Raw genomic sequence first — 22,073 nt, 5'->3', positions numbered from 1 at the left:
GTAGAGGCCAAGGCAGCCATGCGAGATGCGGCCGCGCCGCTCGACGTCGGTCATCTCGACGGTCACCATGCCGGCGCCGGACATGGCCAGGTTCATCCAGTGGTGCAGATGCCAGTCGCTGGCGGAACCGTCCTCGGCCGAATACTGGCACATCGGCGCTACCGCAATACGGTTTGGAAAGGTCAGGCCGCCGAGGGTGATCGGCTGGAAAAGCGATGATGTCATGGAAACGGCTCCTGGGAGAGATATCGCTATCTAGGCAGCCGCGGCACTTCGCGCCAGACAACAGCTGGTGAAAGTCTCGCTGGACCAGTCGCTTTCCAGGATTGCGCCCGCGCCTGTTCGCCGATAACGCTTGCCGACAGCACGGAGCCAATCATGGAAGATCGCGTCCGCATCCAGTCTGAAGAAGTCCTGTCCGACGATTGGGCGGTGCTCAAGAAGACGGTGCTCGACTATCGCCGCCGTGATGGGCGCTGGGAGACGCAGATCCGCCAAACCTACGATCGCGGCGACGGCGCGGTGATCCTGCCTTTCGATCCGCAGCGCTCGACGGTGCTGCTGGTGCGGCAGTTCCGCTATCCGGCCTATGTCACCGGTCATCGCGAGCCGCTGATCGAGGCCTGTGCCGGTCTGCTCGACGAAAACGATCCGGAAACCTGCATCCGCAAGGAAGCGGAAGAGGAGCTCGGCTATCATTTGAAGAACGTTGAGCGGCTGTTCGCGCCCTATATGAGCCCCGGGAGCGTGACGGAACGGCTCTGGTTCTTTACCGCGCGCTATTCGCCGGCCGACCGTATTTCCGACGGCGGCGGAGCTCCGGAAGAGGGCGAAGACATCGAGGTGCTGGAAATGCCGCTCGACGAGGCGCTGGCCGGCATCGCCGACGGCCGTATCGTCGACGCCAAGACCATCATTTTGATCCAGCACCTGAAGCTCAATCCGATCAAGGGTTGAGTGGCCTGCCACCCGAAGCGAGGAGCGAAGGGTGGTGCGGACGACGGGAATCGAACCCGTACGATCAGAGATCGAGGGATTTTAAGTCCCTTGCGTCTACCAATTCCGCCACGTCCGCGCGCCGCGATTTCAAGCACTTGGGCCGACACGAGTCCAGCCTTGTGGGCGGGATGGCACCGTATTGCCACCGAATATTGCTCTTCCGCATCGGTTCTCATCGCAACTGGACCGGCTATGGCTCGCCTTCCGGGCCGCAGAAGACCAGCGCAGGGCGCGCTGTTAACCCTTCTCCACGACGGTGAGAGCGTCAGTCTCGCTGTTCCCGTTCCACGGGAACGTCTGCTGTTCGATGACGGTCAGCCCTGCACGCGCGCTGACATGCTCGACAAATCCCTTTGGCATGAAATTCCGCCAATCGGGATTTTCCTTGAAGGATGCGGTTGGATTATCCGAGTAGTTCGAATGATGAAGGAGAGCTCGTCCCCCCGGTTTCAAGACGGAGGCGACTTCCATGATGTAGGACGCCACGGTCAGCGGTTCGAAATGAACCATCGAGTCGTAGCTGAAAACGGAGGAAAAGCGCCCCTTTTCAAACGGTAGACTCTTGCCGTCCGGTGAAAGCGTCACGGTCACATGAGAAGCGCTTGAAAACCGTTTCCTAGCCAATGCAGTGGCATCGACCGAAGTATCGATCAACGTCAGTCGCCTGCAACGGCCGACGATCTGCGCCGAATGACGTCCGGCACCGCTGGCTATTTCGAGCACATCATCCAAGTTCAAATATCGCTCAAAAGCTTTGCGAAAGCGGCTCGCCGGTGCCCAAAACCAAGCCACCAACTCAGGGTTTTCGTATTTCTCAAAGTACTCATAATCGGAGGCGCCAAAACTACGCCACGTATCGACGATTGCTTCGTGCGCAGCGTCAGGCTCAGTCATAAGCCTTCCCCCCTCTTTCTTTTTGGCCGCACATTTTAGAGGGATTGGCCGTCAAAGGCAAAGGAGGCGCACGCAAGCTGGCTTGCCAAGGGGAGCAGCTATCCGCTTCATGGCTTCCGCAGTTCTCACCCCGGCACCGCCGCCGTACTCGGGAATGAAGTCGGCGCCGGCCGCTTCGAGAGCTGCTTATAGGGCGGACATCAAATAACCCGGTGGGTCGACTCTGTTTTGATCCCGCGGTCGCCGGCCACCTTCGTTCCGTGCTGCTCCGCAAATCAGAATTTGTAGCTGAAGCTTACGCCCAGGGTATGGAGCTTCAGGTCCTGATCACGATCGGAGAAGTCGTCCGGGACGTCGAAATGCTCCTTGCCGAAATCGTAGTAACGGTATTGGGCGCCGACGACGATGTTGCTGCTCAGCGCATAGTCGACCCCGGCGCCGATCGTCCAGCCGGTGCCGGTGCGTGTCTTGGCGAAGCCGCTGCCGCCGACGTCTTGCGAGGTCTCGATACCGGCGAAGGCGACGCCCCCGACGCCATAGATCAGCCAGCGATCGACCGCCAAGCCGGCTTCGGCATTGATCGATCCCAGCCATTTGACCTCGGTGCCGACGGCATTGCCAGGGTCGAGCAAGGCCGAAGCGTCGATCGAGGCATAGTTGAGCTCAGCGCGCGCGCCGATCACCGCCTGATTGAACTGCCAGAGGCCGGCGACATGGCCGCCGACGAAGCCGCCGTCGACATCGGGAGAAGCGGCGAACGGCTCGCCTTCCGTGCCGGAGATGTCAGATGAGCCCCAGCCATAGCCGGCCTGCAGGCCGGCATAATAGCCTGTCCAATCGAAGCCCGGCGCAGTCATGGGCAGGTCGGCGATCGCGTCCGCGGCCAAGGCCGGCCCGGACAGCAGGGCGAAAAAGCCGGCACTGGCAAGTGTCAGGCGACCCATCGAGCGCTCCGAAATGGCGGTTTCGAAAACTTCTCGGTGCAACCTAGCGTTATTCGCCCGAAAACGGAATTGTATTCCTGCAACAGTGGTTTACTTCGGCGGGTTGCGCACGCGATCCTCCAGGTCGCGCTGGTTCTCCTCGGGAGTGGCCAGCCGCGTGAAAGCATATTCGGCTAGTAACGAACCGGATGAAGATGGCGATCGGCGCGGCCCATGCCCAGAATGAATGCAAGGTGAAGAAGGCCAGGCCGGCGCTACATGCCGACAGCATGAAAATTGCGAACCGGATCGTTTTTGCCATCTCTTCTGCAACCCAAATAGCCGGAGATCCAGTCTAGGCGAGATTTCGCCCTGCTGCCGGAGAGATCTGTCGGGAACCGGTCCTGCCTTAAAAACAAAGCAGTTTTGCCAACTGGTCAAAACCGCGCCAGCTTGGCACAGTCGGGCAAACAGGAGTTTCTTCATGGCGAGCCGCACCAATCCGACGAAACCCAAGCCCTGGACCGAAGTGGCGACGCAACTGGTCGACGTCGCGATGGGGCGCCGGGCTGCCGATCTCGTGATCCGCAACGGGCGCTGGGTGAATGTCCATTCGGGCGAGATCATTCCGGGCACCGACATCGCCATCGCGGCCGGACGTTTCGCCTATTGCGGGCCGAATGCCGGCCACACGATCGGGCAGGGGACCAAGGTGGTCGATGCGGGCGGCCGCTATCTGGTGCCCGGCCTCTGCGATGCGCACATGCACGTCGAAAGCGGCATGGTCACGGTGACGGAATTCTGCCGCGCGGTGATCCCGCACGGCACCACCTCGATGTTCATCGATCCGCACGAGATCGCCAATGTTCTGGGCCTGCCGGGCGTTCGGCTGATGCATGACGAGGCGGTCGCGATGCCGATCAACGTCCATGTGCAAATGCCGTCCTGCGTGCCTTCGGCGCCCGGCCTGGAGCATGCCGGCGCGGAGCTTACGGTCGCAGACGTCGCCGAGGCGATGACCTGGGAGAATATCATCGGCCTTGGCGAAGTGATGAATTTCCCGGGAGTCGCCGCCAACGATCCGGTGATGTCGGGCGAGATCGCCGAGACGGTGAAGGCCGGGAAGACCGTCGGCGGCCACTATGCCTCGCGCGATCTCGGGTTGCCATTCCACGGCTATGCCGCCGGCGGCGCCGAGGATGACCATGAGGGCACGCGCGCCGAGGATGCGATCGCCCGCGTGCGCCAGGGCATGAAGGCGATGCTGAGGCTGGGGTCCGCCTGGTACGACGTCGCTGCGCAGATCAAGGCGGTCACCGAAGGCGGCATCGACCCGCGCAATTTCATCCTGTGCACCGACGACAGCCATTCCGGCACGCTGGTGCATGAGGGTCATATTGATCGGGTGGTGCGGCACGCCATCAGCCAGGGCCTGAAGCCGGTGACGGCGATCCAGATGGCGACGCTCAACACCGCCCAGCATTTCAGGCTGGAACGCGAGGTCGGTTCGATCGCGCCGGGGCGGCTGGCGGATCTTTTGATCGTCTCCGATCTTGCCCAGATGACGATAGACGAGGTCTATGGCCGCGGCGTCAGGCTGGCGAAAGCCGGCAAGCTCGAGATCGACATTCCGGCCTATGATTATCCCGGAACGGCGAAAAACACGGTCAAGCTCGGCAAAAGGCTCAAGGCGTCTGACTTTGACATCGCCGCGCCACAGGGTGCCAACGAGGTGCGGGCGCGGGTGATCGGCGTGATCGAGAACCAGGCGCCGACCAGAGCGCTCGAGGCCGACCTGCCCGTCGAGGACGGGCTGGTCGTCATGGATCGCCGCAACGACATTTGCCAGATCGCCCTGGTCGAACGCCACAGGGGCACGGGCGGCGTCACCAACGCCTTCGTGTCGGGCTTCGGCTATGTGGAAGACTGCGCGATGGCCTCGAGCGTGGCGCATGATGCGCACCACATCATCGCCGTCGGAACCAACAAGGAGGACATGGCTTTAGCCGTCAACCGGCTGAGCGAGGTCGGCGGCGGCGTCGTGCTTTACTCCAAGGGCAAGGAACTGGCGCTGGTGGAAATGCCGATCGCTGGGCTGATGTCGGACGAGCGCGCCGAGATCGTCGCGGCCAAAGCCGAGCAGTTGACGGAAGCGATGCGCAAGGTCGGCTGTTCGCTCAACAACGCCTACATGCAGCATTCGCTGCTGGCGCTGGTCGTTATCCCTGAGCTCAGGATTTCCGATGTCGGACTTGTCGATGTGACGTCGTTCCAGAAGGTCAATCTGTTCGTCTAGCATGTGCCGATGTTCGGGTGAGGTCAGCCTGACCGAACCTCGACACGCCCTAACCGGTGCTCAGCCGCCGGTGGCGATCGTCAGCACCCTGAACGGCGTGGTGATGACCACCTCGGCGACCGAGCCGACCGCCTTGCCGAGACCCTGACCGATATTGTTGAGCTGCGTTGGATCCGGCTCGTCGGAGGCAAGACCGGCAGGCGTGCGCAGCCGATTGCCGAGCAACTGTACCAGGATCGGATTGTCGGCGAATTTGGCATGGTTCAACCGGTCTCCGCCCTTGGTTCGGGTCAGATCGACAACCGTCACGCCGTAGTTGGCGAGATCAGCCGCGTTGTCGTAATCGCCAACGCGCGGCTTTTCGCCGGAAATGAAGCTGGACAGCTTCAGCGCCCGGTCGTCGCCCGAGAGCAGGATGGCGAAAGGCTTGTCGGGCTTGCCGTAGCGGATCATCTGCTTCTTGAAGACATCGACGTCGATGTCAGGCGAGGCGAGGATGACGTAGCCGAGCTTGCCGTTGAGATCGCGGTCGCCGGTGATGGCGAGCTGGCGCAAAGCTTCCATCGTCAGCCAGGTCCCCATCGAATGGGCAATGATGTCAATGCTTTTGGCGCGTGACTTGGCAAGCATCCTCAGTGTCGCTTCCAGGTCGTCGCGCGCGGCGGTGGAGCTGTCCTTGTCATAAATGTAGCCGGTTGTCTTGCCGCTCGACGCCCACGAGAACAGCACCGGTGTGCCCGGATAATTCGTGTCGTGCGCGATCTGCGTCAGGCGGTAAACGCCATCGTCGAAGCCGTTGTTGAAGCCGTGCACGAAGACCAGGGCGCGGTCGCCGCGTATGGCAATATCGGTGCCGACCGCCTTCGCGAATTGCGAAGCGTTCCCATAGTGGACGACATCGGTTGCGGTGAACTGCCTGGCCGGAATGCTGTCGGCCGAACCCTTGGCGCGCTCGATCGCGCCAACCTGGTGGGTCTTTGGAACCGTGACATCGACGCGCGCGTAGCTGGTGGTCAGCGAACGGTCGCCGTCGAAAACCTGCCGCGGGTCCTTGGTCGCCTGCTGCCGGGTCGTGGCGACGAAGATCTCGTGCTTGGCCGCAATTTCGGATGCAGGCGCGGTAACGGCCTTCCGATTGAGCAGGTCATGCGCGTTCTGCCCGGCGCAGCCCGTCAGGGCGAGCGTGATGGCAAGGCCAAGGACGATCTTCCAACGAACGATCACCCGGGATCCCCCAAGGGCGGCAAACCTCTCGGGCTCCTTCGATAAAGCCAGCGAGCGGTCTGGTCCAGTTCAAAGTCCGTGCAGGGCGGCACCCGCGTGAACACGGTTATTGAGTGGCGAGCTGGCTGATCCGGTCGGTGACGTCGCGGTCGCTGGCAAAGCCGTCGTCCTGGCGCAGCCGCTGGCCGATCATCTTCACCAGCATCGGGTTGTCGGCGAATTTGGTGTGGTTGAAGCTGTCGTTGCCCTTCACCTTGGAGAGGTCGACCACCGTGACGCCGTAGGAGGCGAGGTCGGCCGCGTCCCTGTAGTCGCCGACGCGCGGCCGTGCACCGGCAATCAGGCCGGAGAGCCGGAGAGCGCGGTCGTCGTCCGACAGGAGCAGGATGAACGGCTTGTCGGGCTTGCCGTAGCGGCGCATCTGGCTCTTGAAGACATCGACGTCGATGTCGGGCGAGGCCAGGAGAACATCGCCGAGCTTGCCGCCGAGGTCGCGGTCACCGGTGATGGCGAGCTGTCGCAGTGTTTCCATCGTCACCCACGTCCCCATCGAATGGGCGACGATGTCGATGCGGCGCGCACCGGTCTGCGCCAGCATTCTCAGCGTCACTTCCAACTGGTCGCGGGCGGCGGCGGCACTTTCCTTGTCATAGACATAGTCGGTGGTCTTGGCGCCCGAAGCCCATGAAAAAAGCACCGGCGTGCCGGGATAGCCGGAATCGTGAACGATCTGGGTCAGACGGTAGACGGCATCGTCGAAGCCGGTGTTGTAGCCGTGGACGAAGACCATGACGCGGCCGCCGCGGGCGTCGATGTCGGCATTGAGCGCGCTGGAGAATTTCGGCTGCGTGTCGTAGCCGACGACCTCGGAAGCCATGAAATATTTGGTCGGATCGTTCGACGTCCCGCGCGAGCGACGCTCGATCTGACCGGTCTCATGAACCGGCGGGACGGTGACGTTGACGCGGGCGTAATTGAGCGTCGCCGAGCGCTCGCCGTCGAAAACCTTGTTCGGGTCGTCTGAGCGCTTGCGGGTGGTGGCGATGAAGATCGAATGGTTGCCGGCGATCTCGGTCGCCGTCGTCGGCACCACGACGCTGCCCAGGATTTCCTGTGACGGTCGTCCCGCGCAGCCTACAACCAGCAAGGCCAGGGCAATGATGCAAATCGTCTTCAAATGCACGTCGAAACTTCCATTCCGGCCGCAATTGGCCATCTGCCTCCGCGAAATCTCCCGGACAGGGGAAGTGCGGCGGAAGTAAGTCGTGTCCAGCGGAAATTTGATCGGCGGGTGCCAACGGCCTTGGCACTGTTGCGCGAAAACCAAAGTGGCGGCAGCAGGCCGGCGAGCGGCTGCATCGGTGGCCGCGAAAACCAAACTATGCAATAGGCTTGGGCTGCGAACCACATGGTCTCGGAGCCGGTTGCCTCATGAACAGTTTTTCTTCCCGCGTCGCAGGCGCCGCGGAGGCGATCCGCGGGATCTTTCCGGAAACGCCGCTGCAGGAGAACGACTACCTGTCGAAAAAGACCGGCGCCCGCATCCTCCTGAAGCGCGAGGACCTGACGCCGGTCCGCTCCTACAAGATCAGGGGCGCCTTCAACTTCTTCCGCAAGGCGCTCGCCGCCGGCAACAATGCCGAGCTGTTCGTCTGCGCCTCGGCGGGCAACCACGCGCAGGGCTTTGCCTTCGTCTGCCGCCATTTCGGCAAAAAGGGCGTGGTGTTCATGCCCGTGACGACGCCGCAGCAGAAGATCGACAAGACGCGCCTTTTCGGCGGCGATTTCGTCGAGATCAGGCTGGTCGGCGACTTCTTCGACGATTGCTATCGCGCCGCCTTCGAGTTCACAGAAGCCGCCGGCGCGCATATGGTGCCGCCCTTCGACCACAAGGACATCATCGAGGGGCAGGCGACCGTTGCCTATGAGATCGCAGCCCAGATGCCGGGCGGACGCATGCCCGACATCGTCATGCTGCCTGTGGGCGGAGGCGGCCTGGCTGCAGGCGTCACCCACTATTTCGCCGACCAGCAGCGTGAATTGCGCTTCGTATTCTGCGAGCCGGCGGGCGCGCCTAGCCTTAGCGAGAGTCTCGCCGGCGGCAAGCGGATCAGGCTCGCCAAGGTCGACAACTTCGTCGATGGGGCGGCGGTGGCTGAAATCGGCCGCGAGCCGCTGCGCCATCTCAAGGAATTCACCGCCGACGCGGTGCGCCTTGTCCCGGAAAACCGGCTTTGCGCGACGATGATCGAGATGCTCAATGTCGAGGGCGTGGTGCTGGAGCCAGCCGGCGCATTGGCGATCGACGCGCTCAAGGATTTTTCCCGCAAGGAGATGAGGGGCAAGACCATCGTCGCGATCGTCTCGGGGGGCAATTTCGATTTCGAGCGCCTGCCGGACGTCAAGGAACGAGCGCTGCGTTTCGAAGGGCTAAAGAAGTACTTCATCATCCGCTTCCCGCAGCGGCCGGGCGCATTGCGCGATTTCCTCGAAATGCTCGGCCCGGACGACGACATCACGCGCTTCGAGTATCTCAAGAAGTCGGCGCGCAATTTCGGCTCGGTGCTGATCGGCATCGAGACCAAGGACCGGCGCAATTTCGATCTGCTGAAGGCCAATTTCGACGCCGAGGGCGTGCAGTATCAGGACATCACCGACAACGAGACGCTCGCGGGGTTCATCATATGAGCGGGCCAAAAACGGGCGACAAAGGAACGGTGTTCGTAGCCCTGTTTTCCGGCATCAATGTCGGTGGCAACCGCATCGTCAAGATGGCGGAGCTGAGGTCGTTCTTCGAAGACCTCGGCTTCACCGATGTATCGACCTACGTGCAAAGCGGCAACGTCGTGTTTCGTGCCAACAACAGCGATGCTGCGGCGCTGACCAAAGCACTCGAAGCGGCCGTCGAGAAGAAATGGGGGTTCAATTCCCGCATCATGGTGCGCAATACCGGCTGGTTCGAGCGCCTGGTGAAGGACAATCCCTATCCGGAGGTTGCGGGCGAGCCTACCAAGCTGCATGCCTATGCGTTGGAGCGAGAGCCGACCGCGGAAGAGGCGAAGCGGCTGGCGGAAAAGTGTGCCGGCCCAGAGCGCTTCGAGATCAAAGGCGACGTGCTTTATCTGCATGCGCCGGAAGGGCTTGGCAAATCGGTGTTTGCCAATCTTATTGGGCGAACGCTCAAGGTGCCGGGCACGGCGCGCAACTGGCGCAGCGTGCTTGCGCTGCTCGAAATGGCCAGCAAGGCCGCCGGCTGACGCTCAATTCTTTCAGGCAGCCTTCTGCCAGTCGAAGGTCAGCTCCTCGCGGAAGGCGAAGCGCTTGATGTGGTCGGCGACCACGGTTTCCAGCCGCTCGAGCGAGGCGGCGTCGTCAGCGGCGACCGCGATGTGGAGAGCCTTGTCGTCTGCATCCATCACGGTGCGGCCGAGCGAGAGCTGGATGGCGCCGTGATGCGGGTCGAATTCGACCGGGAACTTGTGCGCCCAGTGCTTGCAGAGCTGCTGCAGATAGCGGCTGGCGTTTTCAGTGGCGACGTCGGCGCGGCTGGTCGGCATGAAATTCTCCCGGCGGATCAAGAAAAGCGCCAGCCTGATCTGGCTGGCGCCACAAGCGCTTAGATAGGCGCGATCCGGCAAAACGCCATAGACCGGCCGGTCAAATCCCCGGGAGGGGCAGGCGCCTACCAGCTTCCCGTATTCGACATCGAGGCCCATGGCTCCGCCTTTGCCTTGGCCGGGCCTTTCTGCAGCAGCTCGATGGAGATGCCGTCCGGCGAGCGGATGAAGGCCATGTTGCCGTCGCGCGGCGGCCGGTTGATAGTCACGCCATTGTCCATCAGCTTCTGGCAGGTGGCGTAGATGTCGTCGACCTCATAGGCGAGGTGGCCGAAGTTGCGGCCGCCTTTGTACTCCTCCGGATCCCAATTGTAGGTCAGCTCGACCAGCGGCGCCTTCTCTGCAATGCCGCTTTGCTCGTCATCGGGCGCGGCGAGGAAGATCAGCGTGTAGCGTCCCTGCTCGTTCTCGTAGCGACGCACTTCCTTGAGGCCGAGCTTGTTGCAGTAGAAATCGAGCGATTGATCGATGTCGGCGACGCGGACCATTGTGTGAAGATAGCGCATATCGGATTCCTCGCGGCGTTACGTTTGCGGCGCACCATAGGAGCCGCTCCGCCAAAGGGCAATCGTCCGACAAATCCGATGGAGGGATCGATTTCAGCCGCCCCTTTGCGCTTCAGGCCGCGCCGGTAAACAACAATTGAGGCTTTCCGGTGCTCAACGGTGAAAAAAGGCACGTCAGGTCTTGCACACCCCGGAAGCCGCAGTGTTAATCTGATGGCAAGAATCACTAGCGGTTGCAGTTGGAAAAGGGGGCGTTCTTATGGGGGAAAAAGCCTCTTTCACGAGGCGGGACGGAAGCCTTGACGACGCCTTGACGCGAGACAGTGGCGGCGACTCCGCCGGGCTTGTCGAAATCGCCGGCGCTATCAAATGGTTCGACGTGGCCAAGGGCTACGGCTTCATTCTTCCGGACGACGGCGTCTCGGGTGATATTCTCCTCCATGTGACATGTCTTCGAAGAGATGGCTTTCAGACCGCGCTGGAAGGCGCGCGCGTCGTCTGTCTCGTCAAGCAGGGCGAGCGTGGCCTGCAGGCGTTCCGGGTTCTTTCCATGGACGCCTCGACAGCGGTGCATCCGGCCGAGCAGGAGCAGCGCACGCATGTCACCGTGACTGCCGAGAGCGGGCTCGAGCGGGCGCTGGTGAAGTGGTTCAACCGCACCAAAGGCTTCGGCTTCCTGACCCGGGGCGAGGGCACCGAGGACATCTTCGTCCATATGGAGACGCTGCGCCGCTACGGCATTACCGAGCTGAGGCCCGGCCAGGTCGTTCTGGTCCGTTTCGGACGCGGCGACAAAGGCCTTATGGCCGCCGAAATACACCCCGATATGGGCACCTTGCCGGTCTCGCATTAAAGCGCGGCCCGACGCACTTTATTTTTTGCTTGATGCAGGTTCGCCCAAAACCCCTTGGCAGTTTTGGGCGACATGCATCGGGCTCTGTCGATACGATCGGGATGCCCTGCCCGGTGCAAGGCCGTTCCTGTCCAAAAACCAGTTCCACTCGCTCGGATCATGGTCTAGGACAGGGCCTGGACGAGGTATCACATGGCTCATCGCAACTGGCTGACCGCAGGCACGCTTTGCGCCGCCATCGCTCTGGCCGCCATTTTCAGCGCCTTGAGACCGAGTTCGGCGGACGGTCAGGCGATGATGCTGCCTGCCGATCCGACGCCGCTCGTCGCGATCACCGGCTCCGGCAAGCATTCCTTCTCAATCGAGATAGCCGACAGCTCGGAAGAACGCGAGGCCGGGCTGATGTACCGCAAGGACATGGCCGACGATCACGGCATGCTGTTCGTGTTCGAGCGGCCCGCTGAGGTGAATTTCTGGATGAAGAATACACCGATGCCGCTCGACCTGGTCTTTATCGGCCAGGACGGCAGGATCAAGGCCGTCAAGCGTGGCGAACCGGAATCGGAGGCGATCATCTCGCCCGGACAGCCGGTAAGCTTCGTGCTTGAGCTGAAGGCGGGAACGGCCGCCAAGGACGGTCTGAAGGACGGCGATCTCCTGCGTCACCCAGCGATCGATAAGACCTCGGGCGCCGGCTCCAACTGACCGCGGCTGCACCAGATGCAATATTTTTCCCATGACGGCTTCGAACTCGCTTACCTCGACCGCCGACCGGCGTCCGGTCAGGGCGATCCGGTGCTGATGATCCACGGCTTCGCCTCCAGCCACTACGTCAATTGGGTCTCGCCGGGCTGGTTCAAGACGCTGAACGACGCGGGGTACCGCGCCATCGCCGTCGACAATCGCGGCCACGGTGCGTCGACGAAGAGCTACCAGGAGGCGGACTACACGCCGGCCAAGATGGCCTCGGACGCGGCCGCGCTGCTCGATCACCTCGGCATCGAGCACGCCCATGTCATGGGCTATTCGATGGGCGCGCGGGTATCCGCCTTCATGGCGTTGTCCAATCCGGACAAGGTGGCGACGCTGGTGTTCGGCGGCCTCGGCATCGGTCTTGTCGACGGCGTCGGCGACTGGGATCCAATCGCCGATGCGCTTCTGGCCGAGGATCCTGGTACGATCAGCCATGCGCGCGGCGGCTCGTTTCGCGCCTTCGCCGACCAGACGCGCAGCGACCGCCGGGCGCTGGCCGTCTGCATAGTCGGCTCACGCGCGTCAATGAGCGAGGACGATGTCGCGCGGATCGCCCAGCCGACCCTGATTGCCGTCGGGACCAAGGACGACATCGCCGGCTCGCCCGACGAGCTTGCCGCGCTGATGCCCCACGCAGAGGCTTTTCGCATCGAGGCCCGCGACCACATGCTCGCCGTCGGCGACAAGAGCTTCAAGCAGCGCGTGCTGGAGTTCTACGCCGAAAATCCGCTCTGACCCATACCGTCCGCTGCGGGCGACGACGCGTCTAAAGCAGGTTGCGCGAAACGCGACCTGCTTTTGACCTTTGCGATGTCCTTTTCCCGAAACTGGAAGCACTTCGGGGAGAATGCTTTAGACTAGCCGCGCGTTCTCCTGTCGGCGATGGATTTCGCCATGACGCAAAGCAGCTCGAACATCATGGTCGCGCCGGCAAGCGCCGTCATGCCGCCAATATCAAAAGGAGGCGCGACCTCGACGACGTCGGCTCCGGCGAAATTCAATCCGTCGAGCAATCGAACCAACTCCTGCACCTCGCGGGTGGTGAAGCCGCCGAGCTCCGGCGTGCCGGTGCCAGGGGCCATCGACGGATCGATGCAATCGATGTCGAAGGTCACGTAAGTGAGGCTGTCGCCGACAAGATCGCGTGCTTCCTGCATGACGGAAGCGGTGCCGCGTTTGACGAACTCTTCCATATATACGATGCGCACGCCCTGAGCGGTCGCCCAGTCGTGTTCGCCCGGCTCATAGATCGAGCCTCGAATTCCGATCTGAATAACCCGCTTCGGGTCGAGCAGCCCTTCCTCGATCGCGCGGCGAAAGGGCGTCCCGTGTGTATAGGGATTATCGCCGAAGTAGCGGTCGTTCGTGTCGGAATGCGCGTCGAAGTGAATCATGCCGACGGGTTCCTTGCGGGCGATGGCGCGCAGCACCGGCAAGGTCGTCAGATGATCGCCGCCGGCGGCCAAAGGAAGAGCGCCGTCAGCAACGATGGCGGCAATGCCGTCCTCGATGCGCTTCAATCCGTCGAGCAAGTTGATCGGATTGACCGAGAGGTCTCCCACATCGGCGACATTGGCAATGCTGAACGGCTCGGTTCCCGACACGTGGTGGACGCGGCGCATCAGGCTCGACTGGTTCCTGATTTCGCGTGGACCGTGGCGGGCGCCGGCCCGATTGGTCGTGCCGCCATCCCAAGGAATCCCGACAAGGGCAATATCGAGCCCCTTCGCGTTCGGCACCGCCGGCAGCCGCATGAAGGTGGAAAGCCCGGCAAATCGCGGCACCTGGGCGGCGTCGACGGGTTGGAAGAAGTTGTTTTCCATGGTTTCGGTCATCCCAGAGGCGTTCACGTTCGGCGTGGCGATCAGGTCTGTTGAGACTGGTCTTGCAGGACCTGCAGCGATCGGACCAGATTTTCCCTGGCCCGAGCCTCGAACCGATCGCGAAACGATTGTGTGTTGAAAATATGCGGACGGGCCAGGAAGCTCGTCAGGACAGCCGTGCGGCCGGCGCGCCAGATCGGTTCCTCGACCCAGCCATATTCGCGCCGGACCGCCTTCTCGTAGGCGTCGAAGCGGTTCGGGTCGGCACCGAGGATCGCGAGGTCCATGTCGAGGAAAAGGGCGGCATCACTCGCGGCACCCTCATCTTCGAGCGGCGGCAACTGGTGCGTGGCGGTGGCGCTGATCATGGCCAGAATCCGGGCAAGCCGGGCCGGGTCGGTGCGGCCGGAGAGCTTCCTTTCTGCGAGCACCGCGCTCTTTGCCTCGTTGTCCTTGGCGCGGCTGTCATAGACCGCGTCATGGAACCAGATCGCCGCTTCGACTGCTTCTGGATCGTCAAGAAGGTGCCGGTGTTCGGCTGCCAACGCCAGCATCGCTTCGATGTGAGGCAAGCCGTGATAGTCGCGATCCGCGGTCTGATAGAGCGCGGCAAGCTCGCTTTTCAGCGCATCGTCGATCAAGGGTTCGTTTTCCATCGCCGCTTGAATCTCGGTGAACCAAGTTCATTTGACAAAGCACTAAGGAAAATTGAGTTCAACCGTGTTATGATCTGGCCTATATGTGCCGCCGGATGAATGAGCAGGCCGGAGACCGTCGATGAACAGCGTTACGATAGCCCGCCCCAGCATGGTGCAGCCAGTCGACCCGATCTGGCGCGCGATCAGGGATGAGGCGATGGAAGCGGTAAACCGCGATCCGTTGCTGGCTGCTTTCCTCTATTCCACCATCCTCAACCAGGAGAGCCTGGAAGAAGCGGTCATTCACCGCCTGGCCGAGCGCCTGGCGCATCAGGATATCGGCTCCGACCTCATCCGGCAGACCTTCAAGGCCATGCTTGCCGACGATCCGGAGTGGAGCACGACGGTCCGCGTCGACATCCAAGCCTATTACGATCGCGACCCTGCATGCGACCGCTTCATCATGCCGGTGCTTTATTTCAAGGGTTTTCATGCCATCCAGACGCACCGTTTGGCGCACTGGCTGTGGAACCAGGGCCGCAGAGACTTCGCGCTCTACCTGCAGAGCCGCTCGTCCTCGGTGTTCCAGACCGATATCAACCCGGCCGCCCGCATCGGCAAGGGCATTTTCCTCGATCACGCCACCGGCCTGGTGGTCGGCCAGACCGCCGTCATTGAGGACGACGTCTCGATCCTGCACGGCGTGACGCTGGGCGGCACCGGCAAGGCCAGCGGCGACCGCCATCCGAAGATCCGCCGCGGTGTGCTGATCGGTGCCGGCGCCAAGATCCTCGGCAACATAGAGATCGGCCATTGCTCGAAGATCGCGGCCGGTTCGGTGGTGCTGTCGCCCGTGCCGCACAACAAGACGGTCGCCGGCGTGCCGGCGCGTGTCGTCGGAGAGACCGGCTGCGACCAGCCTTCGCGACAGATGGACCAGCTCCTGCCCTCGCAGACGATGGACCACGTCGTCAGCTTCGACATCTGATTCTGCGGTCATCGCCAGCGGCCGGAGTCCGGTCGCCACTCCAGGCGTCGGTTGTTATGCTGCCGGCTTGCCTTTACATCGCCATCGTCGGCGTGTCAGAAGCGCGTTCCAACGAACAGCCGCATTCGGAGAAGACCTTTGAAGCCAGACGAAATCAGAAAGCTGGACGCCTACTTCAAGCGCGTCTTCCAGAATCCCAAGCTTCAGGTGAAGGCGCGCCCGCGCAAGGAAGACTCTGCCGAGGTCTATGTCGGCGACGAATTCCTCGGCATCGTCTTCAAGGACGAGGACGACGGCGACTATAATTTCTCGATGGCGATCCTCGACGTCGACCTGGCCTAAGCCGGCTTTCCGGCCGGGCTCGCCATGCCGCCCCGGTCGGAAACACCCCTGCGTGATTTTCCGGCTAGTCCACGCAGTGCCGCGGGATATGCACCCGCCGCCAGTCGGTCGAGCCTTCCCGCACCACCACCCGCCGCGCAACCCTCCGGTATGAGGGCGCGATTTCGGTGATGCGCCGCTCTCCTGGCCGCACCAACACTTCGCGGGCGACGCCTTCGTATTCGGCCGGAAGGACGACGCGCCGGACGCGCTCCGGCTCGACGATGACCGTTTTGGCAACCCGCGCGTAGCGCGCCTTACGCCACACCTTGCATAGCACCTTGCGGCCGTGGATGACCCGCCATTCCCAGGCATAGCCGCCGTCATCCACCTTGACCGTGTGATAGACGGTGCGCGTCACGGCCGGCACGACTTCATAGCTGATGCGAGGCGTGGCGATCTGTTCGATGCTTTCGGTCGTGCCGTAGATCGGCGGGTCATAGTGGACGAGCTGGCCGCCGGGGCTCTCCATCACGTCTTCATAGACCGTGTCGTAGATCGCCGGCCGATGCACCGGCTCGTAGCATTCGAACGTGCGGCCGCCGGCCGCGGCCTGCGACACGGCGGCAAGCATTGCGAGGCTGGTCGAGGCGAGCGATGCGGCACCCTTGCGAAGGGAGCTCTTGCAAAAGGAACTCGTGCAAAAGGAACTCTGGCTGAACATGACGTTCCCCCGTTGAAAAAAGGACGCCGGTTCAACGCGGGAGCGTATCGGAAGGTCCGCCATGGACGGGGATTTCACGGCTTGTCGTTAAGCAGCGCGGTTAAGAAACTGCTACCGTGGCGGCCGGGTAGCGCCCTCGCATTTCGGGCAAAGGGCCATCTCCGGCGCAACCCGCAGCATTTCCTTGGGCCGAGCCGCTTGCTTCGACTTAACCAGATGGCTAGGAGGGGCGGCCTTGCGCTAGGGTGAGCCGGCATCCTATTTAGGATTCAACGATCCAGAACCGATTCCGCCCGATTGCTCAGGTCTACGGCGCCGGAATCCATCCAACAAGGGTAGTCCATGAAGAACCCCGTCGAAACCTACATGAACCTCGTTCCGATGGTGGTCGAGCAGACCAATCGCGGCGAGCGTGCCTACGACATCTTCTCCCGCCTGTTGAAGGAACGCATCATCTTCATCACCGGCCCGGTCGAGGACGGGATGGCGACGCTGGTTTGTGCACAGCTTTTGTTCCTCGAGGCGGAGAACCCCAAGAAGGAAATCAACCTGTACATCAACTCGCCGGGCGGTGTGGTGACATCGGGCATGGCGATCTACGACACCATGCAGTTCATCAAGCCGGCGGTATCGACGCTCTGCATCGGCCAGGCAGCCTCGATGGGCTCGTTGCTGCTTTGCGCCGGCCACAAGGATATGCGGTTTGCCACGCCGAACGCCCGTGTCATGGTCCATCAGCCGTCCGGTGGCTTCCAGGGCCAGGCGTCGGACATCGAACGTCATGCGCAGGACATCATCAAGCTGAAGCGCCGCTTGAACGAGGTCTATGTCAAGCACACCGGCAAGAGCTATGACGAGATCGAGCGGACGCTCGACCGCGACCATTTCATGACCGCCGACGAGGCCAAGGAGTTTGGTCTGATCGACAAGGTCATCACGACGCGCGAACTTGGCGAAACCCCCGCCGCATAGGCTCTGATTGGGGGCTGAATGGCGGGATAACGCGCTTTTGGCGCGGCTTGCGGCATTTCGGCCACAATTGCCTGTTCCCTCAAGGTTCGGGATTGCCTACGTTAAGGCTATGTTGATTTTCGACGGCTTAGCTTTGCATGGGGTTGCTGCGAATCATTGTCGCGTTTTCTGATTGTGTTTCGGACGGAATGCGCTGTGTGAGCCGGGACACTGGCGCCGGCGGATTCCTGCGATAGATTGATGAGACGCCAATGCGGCCAGACCATCGGCTGGCAGGCGGTGAAAGGACAGAAAAATGAGCAAAGTTAGCAACAACGGCGGCGATTCAAAGAACACGCTCTATTGCTCGTTTTGCGGCAAAAGCCAGCACGAAGTGCGCAAGCTGATCGCCGGTCCGACCGTCTTCATCTGCGACGAGTGCGTCGAACTCTGCATGGACATCATCCGCGAGGAGAACAAGACCTCGATGGTGAAGTCGCGCGAGGGCGTGCCGACCCCGCAAGAGATCCTCAAGGTTCTCGACGACTATGTCATCGGCCAGCCCTACGCCAAGCGGGTGCTGTCGGTGGCCGTCCACAACCACTACAAGCGCCTCGCGCATGCCGGCAAGAACAACGACGTCGAATTGGCAAAGTCGAACATCCTGCTGATCGGGCCGACCGGCTGCGGCAAGACGCTGCTTGCCCAGACGCTCGCCCGCATCATCGACGTGCCGTTCACCATGGCCGACGCCACGACGCTGACCGAAGCCGGTTACGTCGGCGAGGACGTCGAAAACATCATCCTGAAGCTCTTGCAGTCGGCCGACTACAATGTCGAACGTGCCCAGCGCGGCATCGTCTATATCGATGAGATCGACAAGATCTCGCGCAAGTCGGACAACCCGTCGATCACCCGCGACGTCTCGGGCGAGGGCGTGCAGCAGGCGCTGTTGAAGATCATGGAAGGCACGGTGGCCTCCGTGCCGCCGCAGGGCGGCCGCAAGCACCCGCAGCAGGAATTCCTGCAGGTCGACACCGCCAACATCCTGTTCATCTGCGGCGGCGCCTTTGCCGGACTGGACAAGATCATCTCGGATCGCGGCCGCAAGACCTCGATCGGCTTCGGCGCAACCGTGGCGTCCCCCGAGGATCGCCGCACCGGCGACCTGTTCCGCCAGGTCGAGCCGGAGGATCTTTTGAAATTCGGCCTGATCCCGGAATTCGTCGGCCGTCTGCCGGTTCTGGCGACGCTCGAGGACCTCGACGAGCCGGCGCTGATCCAGATCCTGACGGAGCCGAAAAACGCGCTGGTCAAGCAGTATCAGCGGCTGTTCGAGATGGAGAATGTGGATCTCACCTTCCACGAGAACGCGCTGTCGGCGATCGCCAAGCGCGCCATCGAGCGCAAGACCGGCGCGCGCGGCCTGCGTTCCATCATGGAAGCGATCCTGCTCGACACGATGTTCGAGCTTCCGGCGCTGGAAGGCGTGCGCGAGGTGGTGATCTCGGAAGAGGTGGTCTCGGGTAACGCCCGGCCGCTTTACATCTATTCCGAGCAGAAGGAAAAGAAGGGCAATGTCAGCGCCTGAAATGGCACTGATCCGGCAAATTTTCATGGAACGGCGCCCGTGTGGCGCCGTTTTGCTGTGAGGGGCTTACCTGTAGGTGATGGAGTGGCTGATCAAAGCATGCTAACCCTTGATCTTTGCACCGCCCGCATCCACCTAACAGCGGAAGGCCGAGGGCCTGAATTCTGCGCTGTAAAATTCCCGTCACAAACGGTGGTAGGCGGAACGACGCTCGGTCGTTAATATAAGATTCGCGGTTGGCTCAATTAGCGGCCGCGACATGAAAGGTTGGACAATGGCCAAAATATCCAGGGCTTCCGGCGACGGCGTGTTTGCAGTCCTCCCACTGCGCGACATCGTCGTGTTCCCGCACATGATCGTCCCGCTCTTTGTCGGGCGTGAAAAGTCGATCAAGGCGCTGGAAGAAGTGATGGGTCAGGAAAAGCAGATCCTGCTTGCCACCCAGATGAACGCAGCCGACGATGATCCTGAACCCGATGCGATTTTCGACATCGGCACGCTCGCCAATGTGCTGCAGCTCCTGAAGCTTCCCGATGGCACTGTGAAGGTGCTGGTCGAGGGCGCCTCGCGCGCCAAGATCGTCTCGTTCACCGAACGTGCCGACTTCCACGAGGCCCGCGCGACCGCGTTGGTCGAGCCGGAGGAGGAAGAGGTCGAAATCGAGGCGCTGGCCCGCTCGGTCGTCACCGACTTCGAAAACTACGTCAAGCTGAACAAGAAGATTTCGCCCGAAGTGGTAGGTGCCGCCAGCCAGATCGACGACTATTCCAAGCTCGCCGACACCGTTGCCTCGCACCTGGCCATCAAGATCCCCGAGAAGCAGGAGATGCTCGCCACGCTCTCCGTCAAGGAGCGTCTCGAGAAGGCGATGGGCTTCATGGAAGCCGAGATTTCCGTGCTGCAAGTGGAGAAGCGCATCCGCAGCAGAGTCAAGCGCCAGATGGAGAAGACGCAGCGCGAGTACTACCTCAACGAGCAGATGAAGGCGATCCAGAAGGAGCTCGGCGAGGGCGAGGACGGCCGCGACGAGGCTGCCGAGATCGAGGCGCGCATCAAGAAGACCAAGCTTTCCAAGGAAGCCCGCGAGAAGGCGGAAGCCGAGTTGAAGAAGCTGCGGTCGATGTCGCCGATGTCGGCTGAATCGACGGTCGTGCGCAACTATCTCGATTGGCTGCTGTCGATCCCGTGGGGCAAGAACTCCAAGGTCAAGCAGGATCTCGGCTACGCCCAGGACGTGCTCGACGCCGATCACTTCGGCCTCGACAAGGTCAAGGAGCGCATCGTCGAGTATCTCGCCGTGCAGAGCCGTCAGAAGAAGATCAAGGGTCCGATCCTGTGCCTCGTCGGCCCGCCCGGCGTCGGCAAAACCTCGCTCGGCAAGTCGATTGCCAAGGCCACGGGGCGTGAGTTCATCCGAATGGCGCTCGGCGGCGTGCGCGACGAGGCCGAGATCCGCGGTCACAGGCGGACCTATATCGGCTCGATGCCCGGCAAGGTCATCCAGTCGATGAAGAAGGCCAAGAAGTCCAACCCCCTCTTCCTGCTCGACGAAATCGACAAGATGGGCCAGGACTTCCGCGGCGATCCGTCGTCAGCCCTGCTCGAGGTGCTCGATCCGGAGCAGAACTCGACGTTCATGGACCATTACCTCGAAGTCGAATACGACCTGTCGAGCGTGATGTTCGTGACGACGGCGAACACGCTGAACATCCCTGCGCCCCTGATGGACCGCATGGAGATCATCCGCATCGCCGGCTACACCGAGGACGAGAAGATCGAGATCGCCAAGCGGCACCTGATGCCGAAGGTGATCCGCGATCACGCGCTGCAGCCGAACGAGTTCTCGGTCGGCGAGGACGCGATCCGCGGCATCATCCAGACCTACACCCGTGAAGCGGGCGTCAGAAGCCTCGAGCGCGAGCTGATGAAGCTCGGGCGCAAGGCGGTGACCGAGATCCTGAAGACGAAGAAGAAGACGGTGAAGATCACGGCCGACAACCTCGCCGATTATCTCGGCGTGCCGCGCTTCCGCTTCGGTCAGGTCGAGGCCGACGATCAGGTCGGCGTCGTCACGGGTCTTGCCTGGACGGAAGTCGGCGGCGAGCTGCTCACCGTCGAGGGCGTCATGATGCCCGGCAAGGGACGCATGACGGTGACCGGCAACCTGCGCGACGTGATGAAGGAATCGATCTCTGCGGCGGCCTCGTACGTCCGCTCGCGGGCCATCGATTTCGGCATCGAGCCGCCGCTGTTCGACAAGCGCGACATCCACGTCCACGTGCCGGAGGGCGCGACGCCCAAGGACGGCCCGTCGGCGGGTGTGGCGATGGTGACGGCGATCGTGTCCGTGCTCACGGGCATTCCGGTCCGCGCCGATGTCGCAATGACCGGCGAGGTGACACTGCGGGGCAGGGTGCTGCCGATCGGCGGCCTGAAGGAGAAGCTGCTTGCCGCGCTGCGCGGCGGCATCAAGAAGGTGCTGATCCCGGAAGACAATGCCAAGGACTTGGCGGAGATCCCGGACAACGTGAAGAACAACATGGAGATCATTCCGGTGTCGCGGGTCGGCGAGGTGCTGAGGCACGCGCTGGTCAGGATGCCGGAGCCGATCGAATGGGTCGAGCCGGTCAATCCGCCGGCCGGCGCGGACGCCGGCGACGACGCCGGCAAGTCGCTTGCGCATTAGTTTCTTCTAAGGTTGCAATGCACAAAGAGAGAGCCGGGCTTTCAGCCCGGCTTTTTCATGTGAAAAATCTCCGAAAAAGTGGAAAAAAGCCCGGAATTCTGCGGTTTTCGGCTTGGGTTCCGGAACGCTTCTTTCTAAAGTCCGTTTCCTGCCGGATGAGTCGTAGTTCCGGTTTTCTCATGGAAGGGAATTTTTATGAACAAGAACGAACTGGTGTCCGCCGTCGCCGACTCCGCAAGCATTTCGAAGGCTGATGCGCAGTCCGCCGTCGATGCGGTGTTCTCTG

At 62.0% G+C, this 22,073-nt stretch carries 23 protein-coding genes, 1 tRNA gene and 1 pseudogene; 14 read left to right on the top strand and 11 right to left on the bottom strand.

What is annotated here, in order from left to right; all coding sequences use genetic code 11:
• Window positions 1-225: pseudogene (locus EOA75_RS09175) on the bottom strand (oxidoreductase); the annotation flags it as partial.
• 153 nt (window positions 226-378) lie between these two features.
• Here EOA75_RS09175 and EOA75_RS09170 point away from each other — a divergent pair.
• Window positions 379-957, top strand: coding sequence for an NUDIX domain-containing protein (locus EOA75_RS09170; RefSeq protein WP_095802227.1), 579 nt, complete (start codon window positions 379-381; stop codon window positions 955-957).
• A 32-nt stretch (window positions 958-989) separates the two neighbouring features.
• Here the strand turns inward: EOA75_RS09170 and EOA75_RS09165 are convergent.
• The 3 genes from EOA75_RS09165 to EOA75_RS09155 form a co-directional block, all read right to left on the bottom strand.
• Window positions 990-1,075, bottom strand: a tRNA-Leu gene (locus tag EOA75_RS09165).
• A 161-nt stretch (window positions 1,076-1,236) separates the two neighbouring features.
• Window positions 1,237-1,893: a class I SAM-dependent methyltransferase gene (locus EOA75_RS09160; RefSeq protein ID WP_067328201.1), complete on the bottom strand. Its 657-nt coding sequence runs from the start codon at window positions 1,891-1,893 to the stop codon at window positions 1,237-1,239.
• 275 nt (window positions 1,894-2,168) lie between these two features.
• Entirely contained in the window at window positions 2,169-2,837 is a 669-nt protein-coding gene (locus tag EOA75_RS09155; protein WP_127215175.1) for an outer membrane protein, read from the bottom strand.
• A gap of 188 nt (window positions 2,838-3,025) precedes the next feature.
• Between EOA75_RS09155 and EOA75_RS34480 the strand changes: the two genes are divergently transcribed.
• Both EOA75_RS34480 and ade read left to right on the top strand, forming a co-directional pair.
• Complete coding sequence (locus EOA75_RS34480) at window positions 3,026-3,175, top strand: hypothetical protein (RefSeq protein ID WP_206516978.1); 150 nt, start codon at window positions 3,026-3,028, stop codon at window positions 3,173-3,175.
• A gap of 125 nt (window positions 3,176-3,300) precedes the next feature.
• A complete protein-coding gene (ade, locus tag EOA75_RS09150) occupies window positions 3,301-5,112 on the top strand; it encodes an adenine deaminase (protein ID WP_127324111.1) in 1,812 nt (603 codons plus the stop codon).
• Window positions 5,113-5,172: 60 nt separating this feature from the next.
• On the opposite strand, the gene EOA75_RS09145 is transcribed toward ade, so the two are convergent.
• Window positions 5,173-6,336, bottom strand: a complete 1,164-nt coding sequence (locus EOA75_RS09145; protein ID WP_127248421.1) for an alpha/beta hydrolase — start codon at window positions 6,334-6,336, stop codon at window positions 5,173-5,175.
• A gap of 106 nt (window positions 6,337-6,442) precedes the next feature.
• Window positions 6,443-7,552, bottom strand: coding sequence for an alpha/beta hydrolase (locus EOA75_RS09140; protein WP_164747326.1), 1,110 nt, complete (start codon window positions 7,550-7,552; stop codon window positions 6,443-6,445).
• A gap of 215 nt (window positions 7,553-7,767) precedes the next feature.
• On the opposite strand from EOA75_RS09140, the gene ilvA reads away from it, so the two are divergent.
• Both ilvA and EOA75_RS09130 read left to right on the top strand, forming a co-directional pair.
• Complete coding sequence (ilvA, locus tag EOA75_RS09135; RefSeq protein WP_067328212.1) at window positions 7,768-9,024, top strand: threonine ammonia-lyase IlvA; 1,257 nt, start codon at window positions 7,768-7,770, stop codon at window positions 9,022-9,024.
• Window positions 9,021-9,593, top strand: coding sequence for a DUF1697 domain-containing protein (locus EOA75_RS09130; protein ID WP_127324110.1), 573 nt, complete (start codon window positions 9,021-9,023; stop codon window positions 9,591-9,593). Before ilvA ends, EOA75_RS09130 begins: the two co-directional genes overlap by 4 nt.
• 12 nt (window positions 9,594-9,605) lie before the next feature.
• Here EOA75_RS09130 and EOA75_RS09125 read toward each other — a convergent pair whose 3' ends face one another.
• Window positions 9,606-9,893: a DUF2218 domain-containing protein gene (locus tag EOA75_RS09125; protein WP_067328442.1), complete on the bottom strand. Its 288-nt coding sequence runs from the start codon at window positions 9,891-9,893 to the stop codon at window positions 9,606-9,608.
• A 125-nt stretch (window positions 9,894-10,018) separates the two neighbouring features.
• A complete protein-coding gene (gloA, locus tag EOA75_RS09120) occupies window positions 10,019-10,459 on the bottom strand; it encodes a lactoylglutathione lyase (protein WP_066998873.1) in 441 nt (146 codons plus the stop codon).
• 259 nt (window positions 10,460-10,718) lie between these two features.
• Between gloA and EOA75_RS09115 the strand changes: the two genes are divergently transcribed.
• From EOA75_RS09115 to EOA75_RS09105, 3 genes are all read left to right on the top strand, one after another.
• Window positions 10,719-11,312, top strand: a complete 594-nt coding sequence (locus tag EOA75_RS09115) for a cold-shock protein (RefSeq protein ID WP_066998870.1) — start codon at window positions 10,719-10,721, stop codon at window positions 11,310-11,312.
• A gap of 192 nt (window positions 11,313-11,504) precedes the next feature.
• Window positions 11,505-12,017, top strand: coding sequence for a DUF192 domain-containing protein (locus tag EOA75_RS09110; RefSeq protein ID WP_127324109.1), 513 nt, complete (start codon window positions 11,505-11,507; stop codon window positions 12,015-12,017).
• Window positions 12,018-12,032: 15 nt separating this feature from the next.
• Window positions 12,033-12,800 (top strand): alpha/beta hydrolase, encoded by a 768-nt coding sequence (locus EOA75_RS09105; RefSeq protein ID WP_067328218.1) that lies wholly within the window; start codon window positions 12,033-12,035, stop codon window positions 12,798-12,800.
• A gap of 122 nt (window positions 12,801-12,922) precedes the next feature.
• Here the strand turns inward: EOA75_RS09105 and speB are convergent, their stop codons facing one another.
• Complete coding sequence (gene speB, locus EOA75_RS09100) at window positions 12,923-13,888, bottom strand: agmatinase (RefSeq protein ID WP_127215142.1); 966 nt, start codon at window positions 13,886-13,888, stop codon at window positions 12,923-12,925.
• Window positions 13,889-13,929: 41 nt separating this feature from the next.
• Entirely contained in the window at window positions 13,930-14,544 is a 615-nt protein-coding gene (locus EOA75_RS09095; protein WP_067328221.1) for a hypothetical protein, read from the bottom strand.
• Between the two features lie 121 nt (window positions 14,545-14,665).
• On the opposite strand from EOA75_RS09095, the gene cysE reads away from it, so the two are divergent.
• Window positions 14,666-15,514 carry a serine O-acetyltransferase gene (gene cysE, locus EOA75_RS09090; RefSeq protein WP_067328223.1) on the top strand — a complete coding sequence of 283 codons (849 nt, stop codon included), beginning with the start codon at window positions 14,666-14,668 and terminating at the stop codon, window positions 15,512-15,514.
• A 138-nt stretch (window positions 15,515-15,652) separates the two neighbouring features.
• The gene (locus EOA75_RS09085; protein ID WP_040969488.1) at window positions 15,653-15,856 is read left to right on the top strand and encodes a DUF3126 family protein; all 204 of its coding nucleotides are present in this window, start codon (window positions 15,653-15,655) and stop codon (window positions 15,854-15,856) included.
• Between the two features lie 64 nt (window positions 15,857-15,920).
• On the opposite strand, the gene EOA75_RS09080 is transcribed toward EOA75_RS09085, so the two are convergent.
• Complete coding sequence (locus tag EOA75_RS09080) at window positions 15,921-16,469, bottom strand: hypothetical protein (protein WP_127324112.1); 549 nt, start codon at window positions 16,467-16,469, stop codon at window positions 15,921-15,923.
• A gap of 432 nt (window positions 16,470-16,901) precedes the next feature.
• Between EOA75_RS09080 and clpP the strand changes: the two genes are divergently transcribed.
• From clpP to EOA75_RS09060, 4 genes are all read left to right on the top strand, one after another.
• Window positions 16,902-17,531, top strand: a complete 630-nt coding sequence (gene clpP / locus EOA75_RS09075) for an ATP-dependent Clp endopeptidase proteolytic subunit ClpP (protein WP_066998854.1) — start codon at window positions 16,902-16,904, stop codon at window positions 17,529-17,531.
• 295 nt (window positions 17,532-17,826) lie between these two features.
• Window positions 17,827-19,101: an ATP-dependent Clp protease ATP-binding subunit ClpX gene (gene clpX / locus EOA75_RS09070; RefSeq protein ID WP_059185169.1), complete on the top strand. Its 1,275-nt coding sequence runs from the start codon at window positions 17,827-17,829 to the stop codon at window positions 19,099-19,101.
• Between the two features lie 274 nt (window positions 19,102-19,375).
• A complete protein-coding gene (gene lon / locus EOA75_RS09065) occupies window positions 19,376-21,787 on the top strand; it encodes an endopeptidase La (protein ID WP_067328448.1) in 2,412 nt (803 codons plus the stop codon).
• Window positions 21,788-21,982: 195 nt separating this feature from the next.
• Window positions 21,983-22,073, top strand: a 91-nt coding sequence (locus tag EOA75_RS09060; RefSeq protein WP_206516979.1) for an HU family DNA-binding protein, incomplete at its 3' end; no start/stop codon positions are given.

Source organism: Mesorhizobium sp. M1A.F.Ca.IN.022.07.1.1 (genome assembly GCF_003997575.1).
Taxonomy (GTDB): domain Bacteria; phylum Pseudomonadota; class Alphaproteobacteria; order Rhizobiales; family Rhizobiaceae; genus Mesorhizobium.
The sequence above is the reverse complement of the archived record's forward strand: the minus strand, read 5'-3'. Positions and strand labels throughout refer to the sequence as shown.

Excerpts from the sequence above, each read along its gene's own strand:
- EOA75_RS09170 (WP_095802227.1), top strand. The coding sequence starts at position 379 with ATGGAAGATCGCGTCCGCATCCAGTCTGAAGAAGTCCTGTCCGACGAT.
- EOA75_RS09160 (WP_067328201.1), bottom strand. The coding sequence starts at position 1,893 with ATGACTGAGCCTGACGCTGCGCACGAAGCAATCGTCGATACGTGGCGT.
- EOA75_RS09155 (WP_127215175.1), bottom strand. The coding sequence starts at position 2,837 with ATGGGTCGCCTGACACTTGCCAGTGCCGGCTTTTTCGCCCTGCTGTCC.
- EOA75_RS34480 (WP_206516978.1), top strand. The coding sequence starts at position 3,026 with ATGAAGATGGCGATCGGCGCGGCCCATGCCCAGAATGAATGCAAGGTG.
- ade (WP_127324111.1), top strand. The coding sequence starts at position 3,301 with ATGGCGAGCCGCACCAATCCGACGAAACCCAAGCCCTGGACCGAAGTG.
- EOA75_RS09140 (WP_164747326.1), bottom strand. The coding sequence starts at position 7,552 with ATGGCCAATTGCGGCCGGAATGGAAGTTTCGACGTGCATTTGAAGACG.
- ilvA (WP_067328212.1), top strand. The coding sequence starts at position 7,768 with ATGAACAGTTTTTCTTCCCGCGTCGCAGGCGCCGCGGAGGCGATCCGC.
- EOA75_RS09130 (WP_127324110.1), top strand. The coding sequence starts at position 9,021 with ATGAGCGGGCCAAAAACGGGCGACAAAGGAACGGTGTTCGTAGCCCTG.
- EOA75_RS09125 (WP_067328442.1), bottom strand. The coding sequence starts at position 9,893 with ATGCCGACCAGCCGCGCCGACGTCGCCACTGAAAACGCCAGCCGCTAT.
- gloA (WP_066998873.1), bottom strand. The coding sequence starts at position 10,459 with ATGCGCTATCTTCACACAATGGTCCGCGTCGCCGACATCGATCAATCG.
- EOA75_RS09115 (WP_066998870.1), top strand. The coding sequence starts at position 10,719 with ATGGGGGAAAAAGCCTCTTTCACGAGGCGGGACGGAAGCCTTGACGAC.
- EOA75_RS09110 (WP_127324109.1), top strand. The coding sequence starts at position 11,505 with ATGGCTCATCGCAACTGGCTGACCGCAGGCACGCTTTGCGCCGCCATC.
- EOA75_RS09105 (WP_067328218.1), top strand. The coding sequence starts at position 12,033 with ATGCAATATTTTTCCCATGACGGCTTCGAACTCGCTTACCTCGACCGC.
- speB (WP_127215142.1), bottom strand. The coding sequence starts at position 13,888 with ATGGAAAACAACTTCTTCCAACCCGTCGACGCCGCCCAGGTGCCGCGA.
- EOA75_RS09095 (WP_067328221.1), bottom strand. The coding sequence starts at position 14,544 with ATGGAAAACGAACCCTTGATCGACGATGCGCTGAAAAGCGAGCTTGCC.
- cysE (WP_067328223.1), top strand. The coding sequence starts at position 14,666 with ATGAACAGCGTTACGATAGCCCGCCCCAGCATGGTGCAGCCAGTCGAC.
- EOA75_RS09080 (WP_127324112.1), bottom strand. The coding sequence starts at position 16,469 with ATGCTTGCCGCCGTGTCGCAGGCCGCGGCCGGCGGCCGCACGTTCGAA.
- clpP (WP_066998854.1), top strand. The coding sequence starts at position 16,902 with ATGAAGAACCCCGTCGAAACCTACATGAACCTCGTTCCGATGGTGGTC.
- clpX (WP_059185169.1), top strand. The coding sequence starts at position 17,827 with ATGAGCAAAGTTAGCAACAACGGCGGCGATTCAAAGAACACGCTCTAT.
- lon (WP_067328448.1), top strand. The coding sequence starts at position 19,376 with ATGGCCAAAATATCCAGGGCTTCCGGCGACGGCGTGTTTGCAGTCCTC.